This is a genomic window from Kitasatospora acidiphila (assembly GCF_006636205.1).
In the GTDB taxonomy this organism is placed as follows: domain Bacteria; phylum Actinomycetota; class Actinomycetes; order Streptomycetales; family Streptomycetaceae; genus Kitasatospora; species Kitasatospora acidiphila.
Genome location: NZ_VIGB01000003.1, coordinates 6326246 through 6345095 on the forward strand (window position 1 = coordinate 6326246; position 18850 = coordinate 6345095).

Below are 18850 nucleotides of genomic sequence, written 5' to 3' on the forward strand. Positions count from 1 at the left end.
TGATGTGACGTTTCGTCAGCCGGTGCGTCCGGTCCGCAGGAAGCCGGCCAGCAGCTCGTGCAGGACGGCCGAGCCCTCCTCGGTGAGCACCTCGTGCCCGGCCCCGGCGGCCTCCACGTAACGGAAGTCGCTGCCCTCCGCACGGCCCAGGCGCAGCAACTCGTGGCGCAGCGCCCGGGACTGGCCGACCGGGACGGCCTCGTCGCGGTCGCCGTGCACGATCAGCAGCGGCGCGGTGAGGCGGTCGGCGAGCGCCAGCACGTCACGCGGGCCGAGCTCGTCGTCGATCGGGTCGCCGCCGCCCAGCCGCCTGGTGAGCGCCCGCACCGGCGGTGTGGCCTCGGCCAGCAGTCGGGCACCGGACAGGAACGGCGCGACCACGGCGCACCGCGCCACCCGGTCCGCCGGGGCGTGGGCGGCGGTCAGCAGCGCCAGGAAGGCGCCGTAGCTGACCCCGAACAGGGCGGGCGGCTCCAGCCCGATCGCGGCCCGCTGCCCGGCCAGCCCCTCCAGCAGGCCGAGCACGTCGGCCAGGTCGGGCCCGCCCCAGGCGCCGCGGATCGCCATCGCGTGCTCGGTGCCGTAGCCGGTGCTGCCGCGCTGGTTGGGCGCGAGCACCGCCAGGCCCTCGGCGGCCATCCGCTGCAGCATCGGGTCGAACTCCAGGCGCCAGGCGTCGGCCGGACCGCCGTGCAGCGCGAGCACCAGCTGCGGGCTGCTCAGCCAGGCCTCGCCGCCGTAGACCACCGCCTCGATCGGGCCGAGCGGTCCGGCGAGCTCCAGCGCCAGGGCGCTGTGCCAGCGGCCGCCCTCGGCGGGCGCCGAGCTGCCGTCCAGCCGCCAGCCGAGCACCGGAGTCGGCGGGGCGCCGGTGACCTGGGCCGGGACCAGCCCGGTGCCGGGTACGGCGGCGGCCGGGTTGGGCAGCAGCCGCGGCCCGGAGAGCGGGGCCAGGGCGAGCGGCAGCGGCCCTGCGGCGGCCACCCCGGCCTCTTGGCCGCGCAACTGGTCGACCCGCAGGGTGGCCAGCGCCGCCGGGTGGTCCGGCGCGGAGTACGGCATCCGCAGGCCGGCCGCCGACCAGTGGCCGACCGCGCCCAGCCGGCCGGGCGGCACCGCGAGCGGCTCCAGCCGCCCGCCGCTCGGCCGCCACAGCGCGAGGGCCGACGAGACGCCGTGGTCGACCTGGATCGCCACCCGGGTCTGCTCCGGCGCGCGGGCGCCGGGTTCGAGCACCACGGGACGCAGGAACAGTCCGGGCACGTGCAGGCACTCGGGGAACCGCACCGGGGCCGAACTGCCCAGCACGCCCCAGCCGAGCCGGTCCGCGCCGGGCGCGTCGCTGCGCAGCAGCAGGAACGAGGTGTCGGGGTCGAAGAGCACCAGCCGGTCGTTGCTCCGCTCGGAGATCTCCAGCAGCGGTGTCACGGTGCCCAGCCGCAGGTCGAGCACCACGGACTTGACCACGCCCGCGCGCACCCGGTCCAGCGCCAGCAGCCGCCCGGTGCGGTCCAGCCAGACGCCGCCGCCGTGCAGCCCGGCGAACTCGGCGACCTGGCGGGGCGGGCGCCCGTCGGCGAAGACCAGCCAGGCGTGGGTGGTCGGGGTGGTGTCGGTGCCGAGCGCCACGGCCACCGGTGCGTCGGACACGGCCGGGTCGGAGGCGGCCGGGAGCGCCAGCAGCCGCAGCCCGGGCATCCGCAGCGTGGCCACCGGCTGCTCCGCGGCCGCGGCACCGGCCGGGCTCGGTGCGAGCAGCACCAGGTCGTGGCGTTCGCCGTCGTGCCGGCAGGCCAGCAGCCGGCCGTCGGGCAGCGGGACCAGCTGGGTGCGCAGGCTCTCGAAGCGGTCGCCGGGCAGCGGCAGCGCAACGGGCTCGGCCAGCGCGTCCGGGGCGAGCCGCCAGCTCTCGGCGTACCAGCCGCCGTCGGGGCCGGCGGCCAGGCAGGCGGCGTGCGAGCCGTCCGCGGCGAAGGCGAAGCTGAGCCGGCGCAGCGCGGGAGTGGTGGCACGTATCGCGGTGTTCATGCGGTCGGCTCCTGACGGGCGGTGGGCTGCCGGACGGCGGTGGCGGCGACCGGGTCGACCCAGAGCCGCGGCCCGCCGTGCAGCAGGCGCAGCAGGAAGGCCAGCGGTCCGGCCGTCCCGGTGCCGTAGCCGGCCGCGCAGCCGGTGCCCGTCTCGTCGGGCAGCACCAGCAGGCCGTCGTGCAGCACCGCGCGGGCGCCGAGCAGCTCGGCGAACTCCCGGGCGCCGTCCGCGAAGCGCGCCTCGCCGGTGGCCTCGGCCAGGTCGAGCAGGTACTCGCCGTCCCCGGCCAGGCCGTGGCAGGCGCTGGTGCCGCAGTGCCAGCGGTTGTCCAGCACCGCCTGGCCGGCGGCCAGGGCCAGCTCACCCGCGCCGGTGTCGCCGGTGGCCTGCCAGTAGCGGAGCAGGAAGCTGCCCACCCCCGAGGAGCCGTTGCACCAGTGGGCCAGCCGGACGGTCGCCGGGTCGCCGGCGCTCTGCGGCCACCAGGCGGCGCCCTGGCCGTCGTAGCGGGCACCGGTGGCGGTGCGGGCGGTGGCCGTCAGCGTCCGGGCGGCCCGTTCGGCGCCGGCCAGGGCGGCGGCGTCGCCGGTGGCCCGGTGCACCGCCAGCAGGAAGGCGCCGACACCGGCCACGCCGTGCCCGTACCCGAGGTGGGTGATGCCGGCCAGGCTGGAGTCGAAGGTCTTCGGGACCGGCCAGACCGTGCCGTACGGCTCCGCCGCGGCGGCGGCGAGCAGCGCCCGGGCAGTGTCCAGCGCGGCCTGGTGGTCGCCGAGCCGCAGCCGCAGGAAGCCGGCCCCGGCGGCGCCGTGGCAGACGTCCGGGTTGGGCCAGCGGTGCGGGATCGGCTCGGCGAGGCGCCGGGCCCGCTCGGCGGCGGCCTCGTCGCCCAGCGCCTCGGCGGCGTCCAGCAGCGCCCAGGCGACCCCGGAGCGGCCGAAGTGCAGGCCGGGCAGCACCACGGGTTCGGCGGCGCAGCGCCGCTCGGTCCAGCGGGCGGCCTGGTGGATCGTCGGCGCCGCGGCCGGGTAGACGGCCAGCCCACGGGCCAGCACGGCGAGCACGCCGGCCGCGCCGTGCTGCACATTGCACGGGTCGGTGCGCTGCCCGTTCGGCACGGTCGGCCAGAGCCGGTCGGGGCGGTGCGGGGTGGCGGTCTCGGCCAGCCGGCGCAGCCCGTCCCGGACCAGCCGGTCGAACGGCTGCGGCGCCGGGGTGGGCGGGGGAGCGGCCGGGGCGCCGAGCAGTCGGCGGACCTCGGCGAGGGTGGCGCGCTGCTCGGGCCGCTCGGCGCGCAACTCGCGGACCAGCGGGGCCAGTCGGCGCGCGGTGGCGCCGGTGCGGGCGGCCAGCGCCAGCCAGCGGTCGAGGCGCTGCGGGAGCGGACGGCCGCCGGCGGGCTGCTCGGGGAGCAGCGGGTCGTGCCCGGTGGCCAGCAGGAAGAACAGCCCGCCGAGCGCGAACAGGTCGGCCTGCGGGTCGGCCACCGCGGCCGACTCGCGCTGCTCCGGGGCGCGGTAGCCGGGGGTGCCCGCGGTGCCGGCCGAGGTGCCGGCGGCGCAGGCGAGTTCGAGGTCCACCAGGCACAGCGACCCGTCGGTGCGGACCAGGACGTTGCCCGGTGCCAGGTCGCGCAGCACCACGCCGGCCGCGTGCACCCGCGCCAGCAGGTCGACCAGGGCCAGCGCCATCGGCTGCGCCTGGTCCCACGGCACGTCCGGCGCGCCGTCCCTGGTCAGCCGGGCCGCCACCCAACTGCCCAGCGACTGGCCCGCGATGTGCTCCTGCACCAGCAGCAGCGAGTCCTGCTGCTCGATCAGCTCCAGCGGTCGGGCGGTCAGCCCGAGGTCGGCCAACTCGGCGAGCATCCGGGCCTCGTGGCGCAGCGCGCTGCGGGCCTCGGTGCCGGAGCGGTCCACCTCGATGTGGGCGCGGGCCTGCTTGACCACCACGGGGGTGCCGTCGGTGGTGTCGGTGCCCAGGAACACCCCGCCCTTCGCGGAGTGCCGCAGCGCCGCGGTGAGCGCGAACCGCCCGCCGACCAGCACCCCGCCACCGCCGCGCCGTGCGCCGTTCGCCACCGCCGCCTCCGCTCCCCGTACCGGGTCGACCACCCAGGGCGGGCAGCGGTAGCCGGCCATGCGAACATCTTCGAACCGTTCATCGTCAGGTCCGTGCAACATCGATCGATAAGCGCCGTCATTGCCGAGTTCGGCCCGCCGGGAAAACGCGCCGTACCGGTAGTGCACCAGACTGTCGGGTGCGAAAGGTCGATCCGACAGCACCACCGGCCCCGGCATTCCCTCGGTGGCCCGGTGCAATTCCTCGGCGAGCCTCAGGAACTGCTCCTCGTCGGCCGGGTAGACGGTGATGAACTTTCCGGCCGAACCGCGCTCGCTGTTCCGGGAATTGATCTGGTGCAGCTTTTCCCGGTCGGCCGCGAACTTGAAGGTGCACGGATCCTCGGCGATCGCCCCGGCCACCGCCGAGAGCACCTCGGTGGCCACCGTGCCGGCCGCACTGACATGGATCTTCCACCCCTGGGCGGGCGGCGCCGGCACCCCCTCGGGCGGCCGGACCGTGCACCAGAAGCCGTCGCAGGCGGCCCCCCAGCCGCCCGCGACCTCGGCGCCGCCCGGTGCCGCGGCACCGGTCACGGCCGCCCGCGCCACCTCCACCAGCGTGTCGTCCGCGAGCGCCCCGGTCCGCCACGCGTCGTCCACCGACTCCGCCCCCCCGACCGAGCGCAATGGTGTGCCCGTCCCCATGCTGCTTTCACACCCCTGTTCTGGCTCGACGGTCCGGATTCGATGTCCGCAAGGCTTGCCCGGGAATCCCCCGGAGGCCTTCGGAAGTGCGGGAAGTCACCTGCCGCGCGCACCGCATCGAATGTCGAATGCGGCCCCGCGGCTCTTTCTCAGCCCCCCGGCCCGAGTAACTTCCCTGCGCACCAGAGAAGTTACTTTCAGTGCGAGGGGTGCTCAACGCCAAGCGGGTCACTTCACTCGTAAGGGTGATCTGGATTCGTTTTCGCCGTCATGCGGGCCGCCGATGATGCCTCATTCGCCCCCGCACTCCCGGGCGAGCGCGGCGCGGCAGGCGGTCGGCGGGCCTCGGAGCGCCCTCGCACGCGGGTTGACGAGCACCCGTCCGGCCCGCTCCGGCCCAGGCAGGCGGTAGTCTCAACGGGTGCCGAAACTGTCCGAGGTCATCACCGCACTGGAAGAGCTGTACCCGCCCCGGTGGGCGGAGTCCTGGGATGCCGTCGGACTGGTCTGCGGCGATCCGGACGCCGAGGTGCGCCGGGTGCTCTTCGCGGTCGACCCGGTGCCGGCGGTGGCCGAGGAAGCCGCCGCCTGGGGTGCCGACCTGGTCGTCACCCACCACCCCCTCTATCTGCGCGGCACCACCAGCGTGGCCGCCACCTCCTTCAAGGGCCGGGTGGTGCACTCGCTGATCCGGGCCGGCATCGCCCTGCACGTCGCCCACACCAACGCCGACCACGCCGACCCCGGGGTCTCCGACGCGCTGGCCGAGGCGATCGGCCTGCGGGTGCTCGGCCCGCTGGTGCCGGACCCGACCGACCCGGCCGGGCGGCGCGGCACCGGGCGGATCTGCGAGCTGCCCGAGCCGCTGCCGCTGAGCGCCTTCGCCGACCGGGTGGCGGCCGGTCTGCCCGCCACCGCCACCGGGATCCGGGTGGCCGGCGACCCCGGCCTGACGATCCGTCGGGTCGCGGTCAGCGGCGGCTCCGGCGACAGCTTCTTCGCCGAGGTCCGGGCCGCCGGCGTGGACGCCTACGTCACCGCCGACCTGCGCCACCACCCGGCCTCCGAGGCCGCCGAGGCGGCCCCGATCGCCCTGGTCGACGCCGCCCACTGGGCCACCGAGTGGCCCTGGCTGAAGCAGGCCGCCCGCGAACTCGGCGGCATCGCCGAGAAGCACGGCTGGACGCTGGAGACCCGGGTCTCCACGCTGGTCACCGACCCGTGGACGGCGCACGCGCCGATGCCGCACCCCGCGTCCTCTTAAGGCGCACCACACACCCGACCGCTCGACTTCATTCCCCCCAGGAGCCCTCCGCGTGAACGCCGCGCCCGCCGACCAGATCCGCCTTCTCGACCTGCAGTCCATCGACTCCAAGCTGGACCAGCTGGCCCACCGGCGCCGCAGCCTGCCCGAGCACGCCCAGATCGACAAGGCCACCGCCGACCACACCGCGCTCAAGGACCTGGTGGTCGCCGCCGAGGCCCAGCACGGCGACACCACCCGCGAGCTGGCCAAGGCCGAGCAGGACGTGGAGCAGGTCCGCACCCGGGCCGCCCGCAACCAGCAGCGGATGGACTCCGGCGCGGTCAGCTCCGCCAAGGACCTGGAGAACCTGCAGCACGAGAACGCCTCGCTGGCCAAGCGCCAGGGCGATCTGGAGGACGTCGTGCTGGAGGTGATGGAGCGCCTGGAGACCGCCCAGACCCGGGTGACCGAGCTGACCGGCCGGCTGGAGCACGCCGAGGTGGTGCTCAAGGAAGCCACCGAGCGCCGGGACGCGGCCCTCGCCGAGATCGACGCCGAGGTGGCCAAGGTCGCCCGCGACCGCGAGGCCGTGGCGGCGGTCATCCCGGCCGACCTGATCAAGCTCTACACCCGGCTGCGCGAGCAGCAGGGCGGCGTCGGCGCGGCCCGGCTCTACCAGCGCCGCTGCGAGGGCTGCCGGGTGGAGTTCGCCATCACCGACCTCAACGCGATCAAGGCCGAGCCCGCCGATGCCGTGGTCCGCTGCGAGAACTGCGGTCGGATCCTGGTCCGCACCGCCGACTCGGGCATCTGAGGGCAGCCCTGATGGCGGAGCGCAGGTTCATCGTCGAGGCGGACGGCGGCTCCCGGGGCAACCCGGGCCCGGCCGGCTACGGCGCGGTGGTCCGGGACGGCGACACCGGCCGGATCCTGGTCGAGGCCGCCGAGTACATCGGTACCGCGACCAACAATGTGGCCGAGTACCGGGGCCTGATCGCCGGCCTGCGCGCCGCCCGTGAGCTCGACCCCGAGGCCCGGGTGGACGTCCGGATGGACTCCAAGCTGGTGGTCGAGCAGATGTCCGGGCGCTGGAAGATCAAGCACCCGGACATGCAGCCGCTGGCCGCCGAGGCCCGCGAGGTCTTCCCGCGCGGCCGGGTCGGCTACGAGTGGATCCCGCGCGAGCGCAACAAGGACGCCGACCGGCTGGCCAACGAGGCGATGGACGCGGGCAAGGCCGGCAAGCAGTGGGAGCCCAAGGTCCGGCCCGCCGCCCCGGTGCTCGCGACCGACCCGGAGCCGCTGCCGGAGCCCGCCGCCCCCAAGGCCGGCTGGGGCGCCGACCTGGGCATCACCACCACCTTGGTGCTGCTGCGCCACGGCGAGACGGCGCTCACCCCGCAGAAGCGGTTCTCCGGCTCCACCGGCAGCGACCCGGAGCTCTCCGACAGGGGCCGCTGGCAGGCCGAGCGGGCCGCCGAGGCACTGGCCGGGCGCGGCACCGTGCAGGCCGTGGTCTGCTCGCCGATGCTGCGCACCCGGCAGACCGCGGAGGCGGTGGCGGTCCGGCTCGGCCTGGAGGTCCGGGTCGAGGAGGGGCTGCGCGAGCTGGACTTCGGCGCCTGGGAGGGGCTCACCTTCGCCGAGGTGCAGGAACGCCACCCGGCGGACCTGGACGCCTGGCTGGCCTCCACCAAGGCCAAGCCCACCGGCAGCAGCGAGAGCTTCGCCTCGCTGACCCAGCGGGTCTCGGTGGCCCGGGACAAGATCCTGGCCCGCTACGCCGGCAAGACCGTGCTGGTGGTCTCGCACGTCAGCCCGATCAAGACGCTGGTCCGGCTGGCGCTCGGCGCGCCGCCGGACGCGATCTACCGGATGGAGCTGTCGGCGGCCTCGCTCTGCGCGGTGCAGTACTACGGCGACGGGAACGCCTCGCTGCGGCTGCTGAACGACACGGGGCACCTGCGCTGACTGAGCGCTTGGTCACCGAGCTGCACTGAGCTGCACCGACCTACCAGGCGCTCAGTGCAGCTCGGTGACCACCACGTCCAGCTGCCACGGCTTGCGGGCGGTGCCCTCGGCGGCCAGCTCGACGGTGTAGCCGAGCCCGCCCAGCACCTCGAACAACTCGCCCGGAGTGGCCGGTTCGGCGCCGGAGTTCAGCAGGTCGCGGACCAGCCGCCCCTTGGTGGCCTTGTTGAAGTGGCTGACCACCGAGCGCCTGCCGTCCTTCTCGTGCAGCACCCGCACCGTCGCGGTCCGCGCCGCCACCTCGCCGACCGGCTTCCAGGACGCCGCGTACGCCGAGCTGCGCAGGTCCAGCACCAGCGAGTCGGCCGCCGCCTCGCGCGGCAGCACCTCGGCCAACTCCCGCCGCCAGTAAGCGCCCAGCGCCCCGAGCGGCGGCAGCTTGACCCCGCCCGAGCAGCGGTAGGCGGGGATCCGGTCGCCGATCCGCACCGCGCCCCACAGCCCGGAGAACACCAGCAGCGAGCGCTCGGCCCGCCGGTAGGCGGCCTCGTCCAACTTGCCGAGGGCCAGCGCGTCGTACAGCACCCCGGTGTAGAGCTCGCCGGCCGGCAGCGTGCCGGCGGTGCGCAGCCCCGCGTTGCGGGCCACCTCGCCGCGCAGGCCCTTGCTCAGCCCGAGCACCGCGGCGGCGTCGTCCTCGTCCCCGCGGCAGAGCTCCACCAGCGCCGACAGCACCCGCTCGCGGGCCTGGGTCAGCCCCGGCAGCGACAGCTCGGCCGGCTTCAGGGGCGCCCCCTCGGGCGCCTCGGCCTTGCCCTCGGACGGCGGCAGCAGGACCAGGAACGGCATGCGCGCGACTTCTCCTCGATACTCCTCAAGAACCTTCCGCAGCAATCTACCCGCCCGCCGCCACCCTCCCTACCATGGGCAATCTCCCTACCATGGGTGAGGAGGGGGTGGCACGCGATGTTCCACCGAGAACAGGTCGAGATCGAAGCCGAGCCCGCGGCAGTCTGGGCCGTGCTCACCGATGTGCAGCACTGGCACACCTGGACGCCGTCCATCGAGCTGATCCGCCGCCCGGACCCCGAGCGCCCGTTCGGCGTCGGCTCCCGGGTGTGGATCAAGCAGCCCCGGCTGCGCGGCGCGCACTGGCAGGTCACCGCGTACGAGCCGGAGCGCTCGTTCGTCTGGCACACCCGTGCCCCGGGAGCGAAGACCGAGGCCGGCCACCAGCTGCAGGCCACCCCTACCGGCACCCGGGTCACCCTGGACCTGCGCCTGACCGGCCCGCTGGCCCTGCTCGGCCGCCTGCTCTACGGCCGGCTGATCCGCCGCTACCTCGCCCTGGAGGCGCTCGGCCTCAAGACCCAGTGCGAGACGACGCCCACCGCGTAGTGACCGCCCTCGGTCCGGGGGACCGGTCACGACCGGCTACGATGACCAGTACGGCGGACGAGCCGGCCGGGCGGTCGCGACGGGTCCCTCACGGGGCCCGCCGAGGAACGTCCGGGCTCCACAGAGCAGGGTGGTGGGTAACGCCCACCCGGGGTGACCCGCGGGACAGTGCCACAGAAAACAGACCGCCTACCTCGGTAGGTAAGGGTGAAACGGTGGTGTAAGAGACCACCAGCGACCGAGGTGACTCGGCCGGCTCGGTAAACCCCACTCGGAGCAAGGTCAAGATCGGGACCCTCGGGTCCCGTGCGCGGGTGTTCGAGGGCTGCTCGCCCGAGCCCGCGGGTAGACCGCACGAGGCTGTCGGCAACGGCAGCCCTAGATGGATGACCGCCTCCCCGGGCCGCGCAAGCAACCCGGGAGACAGAACCCGGCGTACAGGCCGACTCGTCCGCCCCCTGTGCGCCCTGGAGGGCACGTCATGGTTACCGCGTCCCAGCATCCGTCGGACGAGCCACTCATTCCGATGCCGCCGTTGACCTTTCCAGGCCTACAGAAGGCCGTCGCAACTCTTGTCCCGTCCCGCCTGCCGGAGTTGTTCGAAGACATGCGGCAGACGTTCATCTGGGCCGAGGAACAAGAGAGCATCTCTCCCATTCGACTGTTCCACCTGCGCTGGGGGATGGTCATCGCCATCGAGCGCATCCCATCGCGGGCCCACCGTTTCCGGGAGTGCGAACACCGGGTCGCCAACGCCGGCACCCGCGAGGAAGCCCGCGCCGCCTCGATCGAGATCGGCCGCATCCTTGCGGAGGCAGAGGCCGAGGTCCGAGGGTGAGTGACTGGACCTGGGAGTATCTGCCGGATGCCCAGTACGTTGTGGGCGGGCTGCCGGAGGCTGTGGTTGAGGAGGTTGAGTCGATCGCCGCAGAACTGGCGGTTCTCAACTCCATGACCTACCCCGAGGGTCGGGATTTCCAGGGAACGGGCCCAGGGATGCGGAAGGTCGTCAGAGCGCATCTGATGGTCTGTTACACGACCTTCCCGCGAGATGAAGCGATCTACATCGTCCAGGTGACCCACCTGCGGTGACGGCCCAGGGTGCCCGCCCAGGTGCTGGCGGCGGTCCGCGGCGAGCCGTTCGCGCGCTGAGGGCTCCCGGCGAGCGAGCCTGGACCCGCCCGCCCCGGATGCCCGTCCCAGCGGGCGGGTGCCGGGCTGACGGTGTGTCATGGGATCCATGGCACACCGACAGCACTGGCTGATCCGCTTCACCGACGAGTTGATGACGCTGACCGGCGATCTGACGCAGGAGCAGGCCGCCGACTTCGTCCGCCGGGTCTACCAGGCCGGCCACGAGGCGGGTGTGGCGGAGGCCCGTGAGGAGAACCGCCGCGAAGGCGAGTGACCCCGGGGCGCCCGGTGCCCGGTGCCCGGCGCCAGGAGGCGGGGCGTCAGTGCGGGATGGCGTCGATCACCTCGCGCGCGCCCTGCCGCAGCAGCGCCACCGCGACCGAGGTGCCCAGGGTCGCCGGGTCCAGCGGACCGGCCCACTCATGGGCGTCCAGCACGGTCTTGCCGTCCGGTGAGAAGACCCGGCCGCGCAGCGAGAGCCGCCCGTCCCGTTCGGCCCGGGCGAAGCCGGCGATCGGGCTGTTGCAGTGCCCCTGCAGCACGTGCAGGAACATCCGCTCGGCGGTGGTCTCCCGCCAGGCGTCCTCGTCGCCGAGCCCGCTGACCGCCGCGATGGTGGCCGCGTCGTCCTCCCGGCACTGGATGGCGAGCACCCCGGCGCCGATCGGCGGGCACATCAGCTCCACCGGCAGGATCTCGCTGATCCGGTGCTCGGCGCCGATCCGGGCCAGGCCGGAGGCGGCGAGCAGCAGCGCGTCGGCCTCGCCGGCGGCCAGCTTCTCCAGCCGCCGGTTGGCGTTGCCGCGCATCGGCACGCAGACCAGCTGCGGGTGGGTGACGGCGAGTTGGGCGATCCGGCGGACCGAGGAGGTGCCGATCCGGGAGCCGGGCGGCAGCTGATCGAGGGTCAGGCCGGCGGGGTGCACCAGGGCGTCCCGCACGTCGTCGCGGCGCAGGAAGGCGGCGAACACGGTGCCGGCCGGCAGCGGACGGTCGGCGGGGACGTCCTTGACGCAGTGCACGGCCAGGTCCGCCTCGCCGGCCAGCAGCGCCGCGTCCACCTCCTTGGTGAACGCGCCCTTGCCGCCGAGCGCCGAGAGCGCCCCGGTCCAGCGGTCCCCGGAGGTGGTGACCGGCACCACCTCGGTGTGGATCCCCTGGTGCAGGGCCGCCAGTTCGGCCTGGACCCGGGCGACTTGGGCCAGGGCCATCGGGGACGAGCGGGAGACGATCCGCAGCACGGCGGGCACAGGCAGCGTCATGGCACCACGATAGGGGGTCCGGGCCCTCGCGAACGGCGGAACACCGCCGTCGCCGCTGTGCCGCCCGGGCGGGCACGCGGTAGCCTGCACCCTTCGCACACCGGTCGGCGAGAACAGCACGAGCACAGCACGAGCACAGCACGCAACAGGACGCGCACAGCACGAGAGCGGAAGGGGCCCTGCCCGGATGGCCGAGACCCGCGAGTCCGCGATCCCGTCCCAGCGGGTGCCCGTGTGGGGCCGTACCCGGCGGGTGGCCCAGGCGGCCCGCGAGGGCCGGCTGCGGGAGGCCGGGCCGCACCTGGCGCTGGCCGTGCTCTTCCTGCTCGGGTACGGCGTGGTCGAGCTGCTGCGCTACCAGCGGTTCGCGGCGCCCTCCTGGGACCTCGGGATCTTCACCGAGGCGGTCAAGGGCTATGCGCACTTCGGCGCGCCGACCCTGTCGATCAAGGGGCCCGGCTACAACGCGCTCGGTGACCACTGGTCCCCGATCGTCGCGCTGCTGGCCCCCCTCTGGTGGGTGTGGCCGTCGCCGTTGATGCTGCTGGCCGCCCAGGCCGCGCTGTTCGCCTGGTCGATCGGGGTGGTCTCGGACACCGCCGAGCGGGTCCTCGGCAGTCGCAGCAAGGGCCTGCTGATCGGTGCCGCCTACGGCCTGTCCTGGGGGCTGCAGCGGGCGATCGACTTCGAGTTCCACGAGATCGCCTTCGCCGTCCCGCTGCTCGCCGTGGTCTGCCGCCAGCTGCTGCTCAAGCGGTGGGACCGGGCGGCCTGCTGGGCCATGCCGCTGGTGCTGGTCAAGGAGGACATGGGGCTGACCGTGGCGGCCGTCGGCGTGGTGCTGCTGGTGACGGCCCGGCGCCGGTCCACCGCGGCCGGGCTGGTGCTGTTCGGCCTGGGGTTCGCGGCGCTCACCGTCGGCGTGCTGATCCCGCACTTCAACCCGCAGCACCAGTACGACTACTGGGCCAAGCTGCCCGGCGGCACCCATCCGCAGCTGTGGCAGCTGGTGATCGCGCCGTTCACCCGGCTGACGGTCTGGAAGACCTGCGGCTGGCTGCTGGGCATCGTCGGGTTCCTGGCGCTGCGCTCGCCGCTGGTGCTGCTCGCCCTGCCCACCCTGGCTTGGCGCTTCGCCTCCTCGAACTCGATGTTCTGGGGGCAGGACTGGCACTACAACGCGACCCTGATGCCGATCCTCTTCCTGGCCCTGGTGGACGCGATCGCCCGGCTGCGGGCCGGCAACGCGGGGCCGGTGCTGCGGGGCTTCGCCGAGGGCATGGTGCCCGCGGCGCTGGCGATCGGCGCGGCCTGCACGGTGAGCCTGCCGGTCGGCGTAGGCGGGCTGGCCGACCCGGGCAGCTGGAGCGGCGGGCAGCACGCGGCGGCGCTGCGGGACGGGCTGGCGCTGGTGCCGCGCGGCGTCACGGTGGAGTCCACCATGGGGCCGCTCTCCCGGCTGGCCGCCGCGGACGACGCCTACTGGGTCGGCGGCTGCAAGCCGAACCCGCCGCAGTACCTGGTGCTCGACACGGAGGGCTGGAACAACCCGCCGACCGATCTGCCCGCCTACGGCGCCGCGTTCCACCCGGGGGCCCGGTACACCGTGGTGTTCAACCGCGACCAGGTGACGGTGCTGCGGCGCCAGTGAGGTGCGGCCGGGCCCGCCGTCAGCCGGCGGCGAGCCGCTCCAGCACCCGCACGGCCCGCTCGGCGTGGTCGGCGGCCACGAACAGGTGGTCGTGGTGGAAGCCGGCCACCACATTGCAGCTGATCCCGTGCTCGGCCAGCCGGCCGGCGACCGCGGTGGTGACCACCCCGGTCTCGTCCAGAACCGAGTGGCTGCGCAGCGTGATCCAGACCGCCGGATAGGCGTAGTCGAATCCGAGCGCCTCGGCCTCCTGCTGCTCGACCACCGCCGTGATGCCCTCCGGCTCCGCCACGGTCACCACCGGACGCAGCCCGGCCGGCACCCGCCCGGGGAAGCTGCAGAAGACGTACCGCCCGGGGCGACCTCGGGGCGCAGCTGCCTGAGCAGCTCATGAAGATCTCTCTCGCCGGCCATGCCTGCCACGGTAGCGGCCCGGCCCGCCCGGATCCGGGAACCCGCCGCCGGAAGTTCCTTCCGATATATCGTTGCCAGCCGACAGTCACCGATATATCGTTGAGCCATCGAGATGGTACGCGACAGTCCTACCGACAACGGCGCGTACGACAACGAAAGGCAACCAAGGAGGTGCGCACCATGCGCGCAGAACGACATGGCAGGCGCCGCTACCGGGCCCGGTTCGGCGAACCGCTGGGTGAGTACGGCGAGGGGCGCGGCGCCTTCGGGCCGCCGATGCCGCCGGGCGGCCCGTTCGGCGGTGGCCCGTTCGGGGGCTTCGGACCGCACCGCGGCGGCCGCGGGCGCGGACGGCACGGGCGGGCGCGGCGCGGCGACGTCCGGGCCTCGCTGCTGGCGCTGCTGAAGGAGCGTCCGATGCACGGCTACGAGATGATCACCGAGATCGGCGAGCGGACCGGCGGCGCCTGGCGGCCCAGCCCGGGATCGGTCTACCCGACCCTGCAGCTGCTGGAGGAGGAAGGCCTGATCGAGGCTCAGGAGTCCAGTGGCAAGCGGCTGTTCACGCTCACCGGGACCGGTCGGGCCGAGGCCGAGGGCGGTTCGGCCGAGCCCTGGCAGGAGGCCGGGCGCGGCATCGACTGGGCGGCGGTGCAGGAGGTGGGGCAGACCATGGCCTCACTGGACCACGCGATCCGCCAGGTGATGACCACCGGCACCGAGGAGCAGCGCACCAAGGGGCTGGCGGTGCTGGTGGAGGCCCGCAAGAAGCTCTACCTGATCCTGGCCGAGGCCGAGGAGGCATGAGACCCCGGGGGGAGGAGGGCTACCGGACGGCGTCCTCGGGCGCCCGGTACTCGTACCGCCAGCGCATCCGCCCCTTGGCGTTGTACACCTTGGCCCGGTCGTACAGCAGGGTCCGGGCCGGCTCGTCACCGTGGGCCGGCACCGGCACCCGGTAGACCTTGGGCACCCCGTTGAACAGGCTCACCATGATCGGCAGTACCCGGCCGTCCAATGGTCCGCCGACGAACTCGGTGTCCTCGCTCCGCATGACCAGTGCCCTTCCCACGTGCTGATCCGTCCAGCTTCGCACCTGGTGGGGGCCGCTCCAAACCCGCGGGCCGACACCCCCGGGTCGGAGCAGGCCCGCCGCTCCCTTATCCTGCTCAATACGCCTCCGGGACCAGAGCCCGGTCAGCGCGCCCCGAGCGCACCCCCTCCACGGCAGCACCCCACGTCCGGTGAACCCCGGCGCGGCCGCCCGGTGGACGGCCCCGGGCCTGACCGGGAAGCTGCGGACCGCGCCCGGTGTTGCGTCGGTAGGTGCGTAGAACGCTGTGGCGCACCAGTCACAGCTGTGCGGAAGGGGCCTGATGGTAGCCAGCAGCAGGTGGACGGCGTGGTTGCGGCGTGATCGGAACCCTGGGCCGACCGCAGGCCGCCCGGCCACCCCGCAGGCCCGACTGGAAGAACTGCTCTCCTCGGTGCGGGCCGGCTTCCCGCTGGCGCCGGCGGCGCATCCGGCCGGCCACCGCTGCTCCTGTGACCGGGTCGGCTGTCCGGCCCCGGCCCGGCATCCGGTCTCGTTCGCCTGGCAATCCCAGGCGACCACCGACACCGAGCAGCTGAACCGCTGGCTCTCCCGCGACCCGCAGGCCAACTTCATCTCCGCCACCGGCCGGGCCCACGACGTGCTGGACGTGCCCGCCGAGGCCGGCCGGCTGGCGCTGGAGCGGCTCGCCGAGCTCGGGGTGGAGGTGCCGGTCGCGGCCGTCGGCGAGGACCGCTACCTGTTCTTCACCGCCACCCGGGGCACTCCCGAGGACGAGGACGAGTTCTGGTCCTCCGAACTGGACAGCCATCCGGACTCGCCAACCGAGCACCCGGGGCTGCGCTGGCACTGCCGCGGCTCCTACACCCTGCTGCCCCCGGCCGCGCTGCCGGACGGCACCGAGGTGCGCTGGGTGCGCGGCCCCGAGCACCCGCTGCCCGATCCGCTGCGGGTGCTCGACGTACTCACCGACGCCTGCACCGAGGTCGGTGCGGTCGCCGAGGAGCAGTGGCTGATCGGCTGACGCGGCGTTCGCCTGACGCCGCGTTCGCCTGACGCTGCGTCCGTCTGACGCCGCGTCAAAGAGCCGGTCGGTCAAAGAGCCGATAGGGCAGAGGGCCGCTCAGGGGAGCGTCAGGATCTCCGCGCCGTCGGCGGTCACCAGCAGGGTGTGCTCGAACTGGGCGGTGCGCTTGCGGTCCTTGGTGACCACGGTCCAGCCGTCCGGCCAGACCTCGTAGTCGTAGGTGCCCAGGGTGAGCATCGGCTCGATGGTGAAGGTCATGCCGGGCTTGATCACCGTGGTGGCCCGGTCGCTGTCGTAGTGCGGGATGATCAGGCCGGAGTGGAACGAGGTGTTGATCCCGTGCCCGGTGAAGTCCCGCACCACGCCGTAGTCGAAGCGCTTGGCGTAGGACTCGATCACCCGGCCGATCACATTGATCTGACGACCCGGCTTGACCGCCTTGATCGCCCGGTTGAGCGACTCCCTGGTCCGCTCGACCAGCAGCCGGGACTCCTCGTCCACGTCGCCGACCAGGTAGGTGGCGTTCAGGTCGCCGTGCACCCCGTGGATGTACGCGGTGGCGTCGATGTTGACGATGTCGCCGTCCTGCAGCACCGTCGAGTCCGGGATGCCGTGGCAGATCACCTCGTTGATCGAGGTGCAGATCGACTTGGGGAAGCCGCGGTAGCCCAGGTCGGACGGGTAGGCGCCGTGGTCGCACATGTACGCGTGGGCCACCGCGTCCAGCTGGTCGGTGGTCACCCCGGGCGCGATCAGCTCGGCCGCCGCCGCCATTGCCTGCGCCGCGATCCGGCCGGCGATCCGCATCTTCTCGACGGTCTCCGCGTCCTGCACCTCGGACCGGTGTACGGGGTCGGCATCGGCTTGCCCACGTACTCCGGCCGGGCGATGTGCGCCGGAACCTTGCGGACGGGGGACTGGGTGCCGGGAACGAGGTGAGCCATGGGCGGAGTCTATCCCGCAGGGCCCGTCCGGCCCGGCTGTGTGTGCGAAGGCGCGGCCGGGCATGATCCAGCCAGAGCGACGAAGGAGACACCCATGCCCCTGTTCCGCCACCAGCCCACCGGCAAGCCCGGTGAGTGGTACTACTGCCTCAAGCACCAGAAGGTCGAAGAGGGGCCGGAGTGCGCCGCCAAGGACCGGCTGGGGCCCTACGCCACCCGCGAGGAGGCGCAGAACGCGCTGGAGATCGCCGCCGAGCGCAACCGCGAGTGGCGCACCGACCCGGCCTGGAACGACGACCGCCCCGAGGACGACCGGAGCTGAGGCCGGCTACCAGCGGTTGACCGGCTCCGCGGTGAACTGCCGGACCAGCCGGGCCAGCCGGGAGCGCGGCCGCTCCCCGGCCGCCGCGCTCACCAGGTGCTGCACCAGGTCGAAGCCCGGCTCGGCCGGCTCGTCGACGGTCAGCCGCTCGTGCGCCAGCTCGCCCAGCTCCCGGTCGCCCGCCTCCAGCGCCAGCACCACCGCGCCGCCCCGCCGGGCGTCCGACACCCGCGCCAGCAGCGCCTCGCCCGCCGCGCCCGGGCTCACCACCAGCACCGTCTCGCCCCGACCGGCGGCGGCCAGCCGGTCCGGGCCCGGCTGCTGCGGCCCGGCCGGCTGACGGCGGATCAGCAGCGGCGACAGCTGCGGCACCGCCGACCAGGCCGCCTCGTCGTCCAGGTGCGCGGCCAGGTGCCAGGGCTCGTACTCCGCCGTGCCGACCAGCAGCAGGCCACGGGCGGTGCGCCGGGTCACCGCGCCGCGCAGCGACCCCGCGAAGGAGCGGGTGGCCGCCAGCAGCTCGGAACCGGCCAATGCTTCGCGGACTTCCGACAGGCTGGTTGCATCCATCCCCGAAGCATGGAGCCTGCCGGAGGCGTTTGGCAGGATCGTCGGTATGACTTCCCTCGAATCAGCGACCGACAGCGGACCCGACGTCAACGACCTGGTGGTCGGCGTGCTCGGCGGGACCGGCGACCAGGGCCGGGGCCTCGCCTACCGGCTGGCACGGGCCGGCCAGCAAGTGATGATCGGCTCGCGCAGCGCCGAGCGGGCCAAGACGGTGGCCGACGAGCTCGAGAACGGCGTGCTCGGCGCCGACAACCACACCGTCGCCAAGGACTGCGACGTGGTGATCGTCGCCGTGCCGTGGGACGGCCACGCCGAGCTGCTCGGCAGCCTGCGCGCCGAGCTGGCCGGCAAGATCGTCATCGACTGCGTCAACCCGCTCGGCTTCGACAAGCAGGGCGCCTACCCGCTGCGCCCGGAGGAGGGCAGCGCCGCCCAGCAGGCCGCCGCACTGCTGCCCGAGTCCCGGGTGACCGGCGCCTTCCACCACCTCTCGGCGGTGCTGCTGCAGGACCCGCAGGTCGACCGGATCGACATCGACGTGATGGTGCTCGGTGACGACCGTGCCGCCACCGACGTGGTGCGCGCGCTGGCCGACCGGATCCCGGGCATGCGGGGCGTCTACGCCGGCCGGCTGCGCAACGCCCACCAGGTGGAGTCGCTGGTGGCCAACCTGATCGCGGTCAACCGCCGCTACAAGACGCACGCGGGGCTGCGGATCACCGGCATGTGACGGAATGTGACAGTCTGGTCACGGAATGACGGGTCCGGAGTCACCCGGCTGCGGGCGGCTCCGGCCCGTCGGCGACAATGGACGCCGACCGACCCGCGACAGACCCGTCGCCTCACCGACCGGAAAGCCGGACAGATGCCCCGCAACGCCCTCTACGCCTCGATCGTCTTCGTCCTCGCGGTGTCCGCCGCCGTGGTGTCCTTCGTGGAGGGCAACTGGCTGGGCGTGATCTGGGTGCTGCTCGCCGGCGTGTCCAGCAACATCGCCTGGTTCTACCTGCGCAAGGAGAAGCTGGCCCGGCAGGCCGACCAGGCCTGAGCGCCCGCTA

Annotated in this window: 19 protein-coding genes, 1 other RNA gene and 2 pseudogenes; 14 read left to right on the forward strand and 8 right to left on the reverse strand. The window is 73.9% G+C overall.

The features are described from left to right. Positions 1–15: 15 nt before the first annotated feature. Both E6W39_RS29950 and lanL read right to left on the reverse strand, forming a co-directional pair. On the reverse strand, positions 16–2028 hold the full coding sequence (locus E6W39_RS29950) for a S9 family peptidase (protein ID WP_141636148.1): 2013 nt from the start codon (positions 2026–2028) through the stop codon (positions 16–18). Further along, the gene (gene lanL, locus E6W39_RS29955) at positions 2025–4754 is read right to left on the reverse strand and encodes a class IV lanthionine synthetase LanL (protein ID WP_181799503.1); all 2730 of its coding nucleotides are present in this window, start codon (positions 4752–4754) and stop codon (positions 2025–2027) included. The genes E6W39_RS29950 and lanL overlap by 4 nt, the downstream gene beginning before the upstream one ends. A gap of 466 nt (positions 4755–5220) precedes the next feature. On the opposite strand from lanL, the gene E6W39_RS29960 reads away from it, so the two are divergent. The 3 genes from E6W39_RS29960 to E6W39_RS29970 are packed head-to-tail and all read left to right on the forward strand — an operon-like array spanning position 5221 to position 8016. Continuing rightward, the gene (locus E6W39_RS29960) at positions 5221–6063 is read left to right on the forward strand and encodes a Nif3-like dinuclear metal center hexameric protein (RefSeq protein WP_141636150.1); all 843 of its coding nucleotides are present in this window, start codon (positions 5221–5223) and stop codon (positions 6061–6063) included. 52 nt (positions 6064–6115) lie between these two features. Then, positions 6116–6859: a zinc ribbon domain-containing protein gene (locus E6W39_RS29965; protein ID WP_141636151.1), complete on the forward strand. Its 744-nt coding sequence runs from the start codon at positions 6116–6118 to the stop codon at positions 6857–6859. A gap of 11 nt (positions 6860–6870) precedes the next feature. Continuing rightward, positions 6871–8016 carry a bifunctional RNase H/acid phosphatase gene (locus E6W39_RS29970; RefSeq protein ID WP_141636152.1) on the forward strand — a complete coding sequence of 382 codons (1146 nt, stop codon included), beginning with the start codon at positions 6871–6873 and terminating at the stop codon, positions 8014–8016. A gap of 51 nt (positions 8017–8067) precedes the next feature. Here the strand turns inward: E6W39_RS29970 and yaaA are convergent, their stop codons facing one another. Further along, the gene (gene yaaA, locus E6W39_RS29975; protein WP_141636153.1) at positions 8068–8865 is read right to left on the reverse strand and encodes a peroxide stress protein YaaA; all 798 of its coding nucleotides are present in this window, start codon (positions 8863–8865) and stop codon (positions 8068–8070) included. A gap of 117 nt (positions 8866–8982) precedes the next feature. Here yaaA and E6W39_RS29980 point away from each other — a divergent pair, with 117 nt between their 5' ends. The 5 genes from E6W39_RS29980 to E6W39_RS39845 all read left to right on the forward strand — a co-directional run bounded on the left by E6W39_RS29980 (position 8983) and on the right by E6W39_RS39845 (position 10822). Next, positions 8983–9414 (forward strand): SRPBCC family protein, encoded by a 432-nt coding sequence (locus E6W39_RS29980; protein ID WP_141636154.1) that lies wholly within the window; start codon positions 8983–8985, stop codon positions 9412–9414. Positions 9415–9472: 58 nt separating this feature from the next. Then, positions 9473–9868: RNase P RNA component class A (rnpB, locus tag E6W39_RS29985), an RNA gene on the forward strand. A gap of 27 nt (positions 9869–9895) precedes the next feature. Continuing rightward, positions 9896–10252, forward strand: coding sequence for a hypothetical protein (locus E6W39_RS29990; RefSeq protein ID WP_141636155.1), 357 nt, complete (start codon positions 9896–9898; stop codon positions 10250–10252). Further along, positions 10249–10506 carry a hypothetical protein gene (locus E6W39_RS29995; protein WP_141636156.1) on the forward strand — a complete coding sequence of 86 codons (258 nt, stop codon included), beginning with the start codon at positions 10249–10251 and terminating at the stop codon, positions 10504–10506. Before E6W39_RS29990 ends, E6W39_RS29995 begins: the two co-directional genes overlap by 4 nt. A 148-nt stretch (positions 10507–10654) precedes the next feature. Further along, on the forward strand, positions 10655–10822 hold the full coding sequence (locus tag E6W39_RS39845; protein ID WP_181799504.1) for a hypothetical protein: 168 nt from the start codon (positions 10655–10657) through the stop codon (positions 10820–10822). A 46-nt stretch (positions 10823–10868) separates the two neighbouring features. Here the strand turns inward: E6W39_RS39845 and hemC are convergent, their stop codons facing one another. Further along, the gene (gene hemC / locus E6W39_RS30000) at positions 10869–11810 is read right to left on the reverse strand and encodes a hydroxymethylbilane synthase (RefSeq protein ID WP_141636157.1); all 942 of its coding nucleotides are present in this window, start codon (positions 11808–11810) and stop codon (positions 10869–10871) included. A 187-nt stretch (positions 11811–11997) separates the two neighbouring features. Between hemC and E6W39_RS30005 the strand changes: the two genes are divergently transcribed. Beyond that, positions 11998–13461: a DUF2079 domain-containing protein gene (locus tag E6W39_RS30005; RefSeq protein ID WP_141636158.1), complete on the forward strand. Its 1464-nt coding sequence runs from the start codon at positions 11998–12000 to the stop codon at positions 13459–13461. Positions 13462–13480: 19 nt separating this feature from the next. Here E6W39_RS30005 and E6W39_RS30010 read toward each other — a convergent pair. Next, positions 13481–13875, reverse strand: a pseudogene (locus E6W39_RS30010) (ACT domain-containing protein). A 180-nt stretch (positions 13876–14055) separates the two neighbouring features. Here E6W39_RS30010 and E6W39_RS30015 point away from each other — a divergent pair. Beyond that, complete coding sequence (locus E6W39_RS30015) at positions 14056–14682, forward strand: PadR family transcriptional regulator (RefSeq protein WP_141636159.1); 627 nt, start codon at positions 14056–14058, stop codon at positions 14680–14682. 19 nt (positions 14683–14701) lie between these two features. Here E6W39_RS30015 and E6W39_RS30020 read toward each other — a convergent pair whose 3' ends face one another. Continuing rightward, on the reverse strand, positions 14702–14929 hold the full coding sequence (locus tag E6W39_RS30020; protein WP_141636160.1) for a hypothetical protein: 228 nt from the start codon (positions 14927–14929) through the stop codon (positions 14702–14704). Positions 14930–15251: 322 nt separating this feature from the next. On the opposite strand from E6W39_RS30020, the gene E6W39_RS30025 reads away from it, so the two are divergent. Beyond that, positions 15252–15953 (forward strand): bifunctional DNA primase/polymerase, encoded by a 702-nt coding sequence (locus E6W39_RS30025; RefSeq protein WP_141636161.1) that lies wholly within the window; start codon positions 15252–15254, stop codon positions 15951–15953. 99 nt (positions 15954–16052) lie between these two features. Here E6W39_RS30025 and map read toward each other — a convergent pair. Then, positions 16053–16900: pseudogene (map, locus tag E6W39_RS30030) on the reverse strand (type I methionyl aminopeptidase). Positions 16901–16994: 94 nt separating this feature from the next. Here map and E6W39_RS30035 point away from each other — a divergent pair. Continuing rightward, the gene (locus tag E6W39_RS30035) at positions 16995–17222 is read left to right on the forward strand and encodes a hypothetical protein (protein ID WP_101380049.1); all 228 of its coding nucleotides are present in this window, start codon (positions 16995–16997) and stop codon (positions 17220–17222) included. A gap of 6 nt (positions 17223–17228) precedes the next feature. Here E6W39_RS30035 and E6W39_RS30040 read toward each other — a convergent pair whose 3' ends face one another. Beyond that, complete coding sequence (locus E6W39_RS30040; RefSeq protein ID WP_141636163.1) at positions 17229–17792, reverse strand: hypothetical protein; 564 nt, start codon at positions 17790–17792, stop codon at positions 17229–17231. Positions 17793–17838: 46 nt separating this feature from the next. On the opposite strand from E6W39_RS30040, the gene npdG reads away from it, so the two are divergent. Both npdG and E6W39_RS30050 read left to right on the forward strand, forming a co-directional pair. Then, entirely contained in the window at positions 17839–18522 is a 684-nt protein-coding gene (gene npdG / locus E6W39_RS30045) for an NADPH-dependent F420 reductase (RefSeq protein WP_141636164.1), read from the forward strand. 135 nt (positions 18523–18657) lie between these two features. Further along, entirely contained in the window at positions 18658–18840 is a 183-nt protein-coding gene (locus E6W39_RS30050; RefSeq protein ID WP_141636165.1) for a hypothetical protein, read from the forward strand. Positions 18841–18850: the final 10 nt, after the last annotated feature.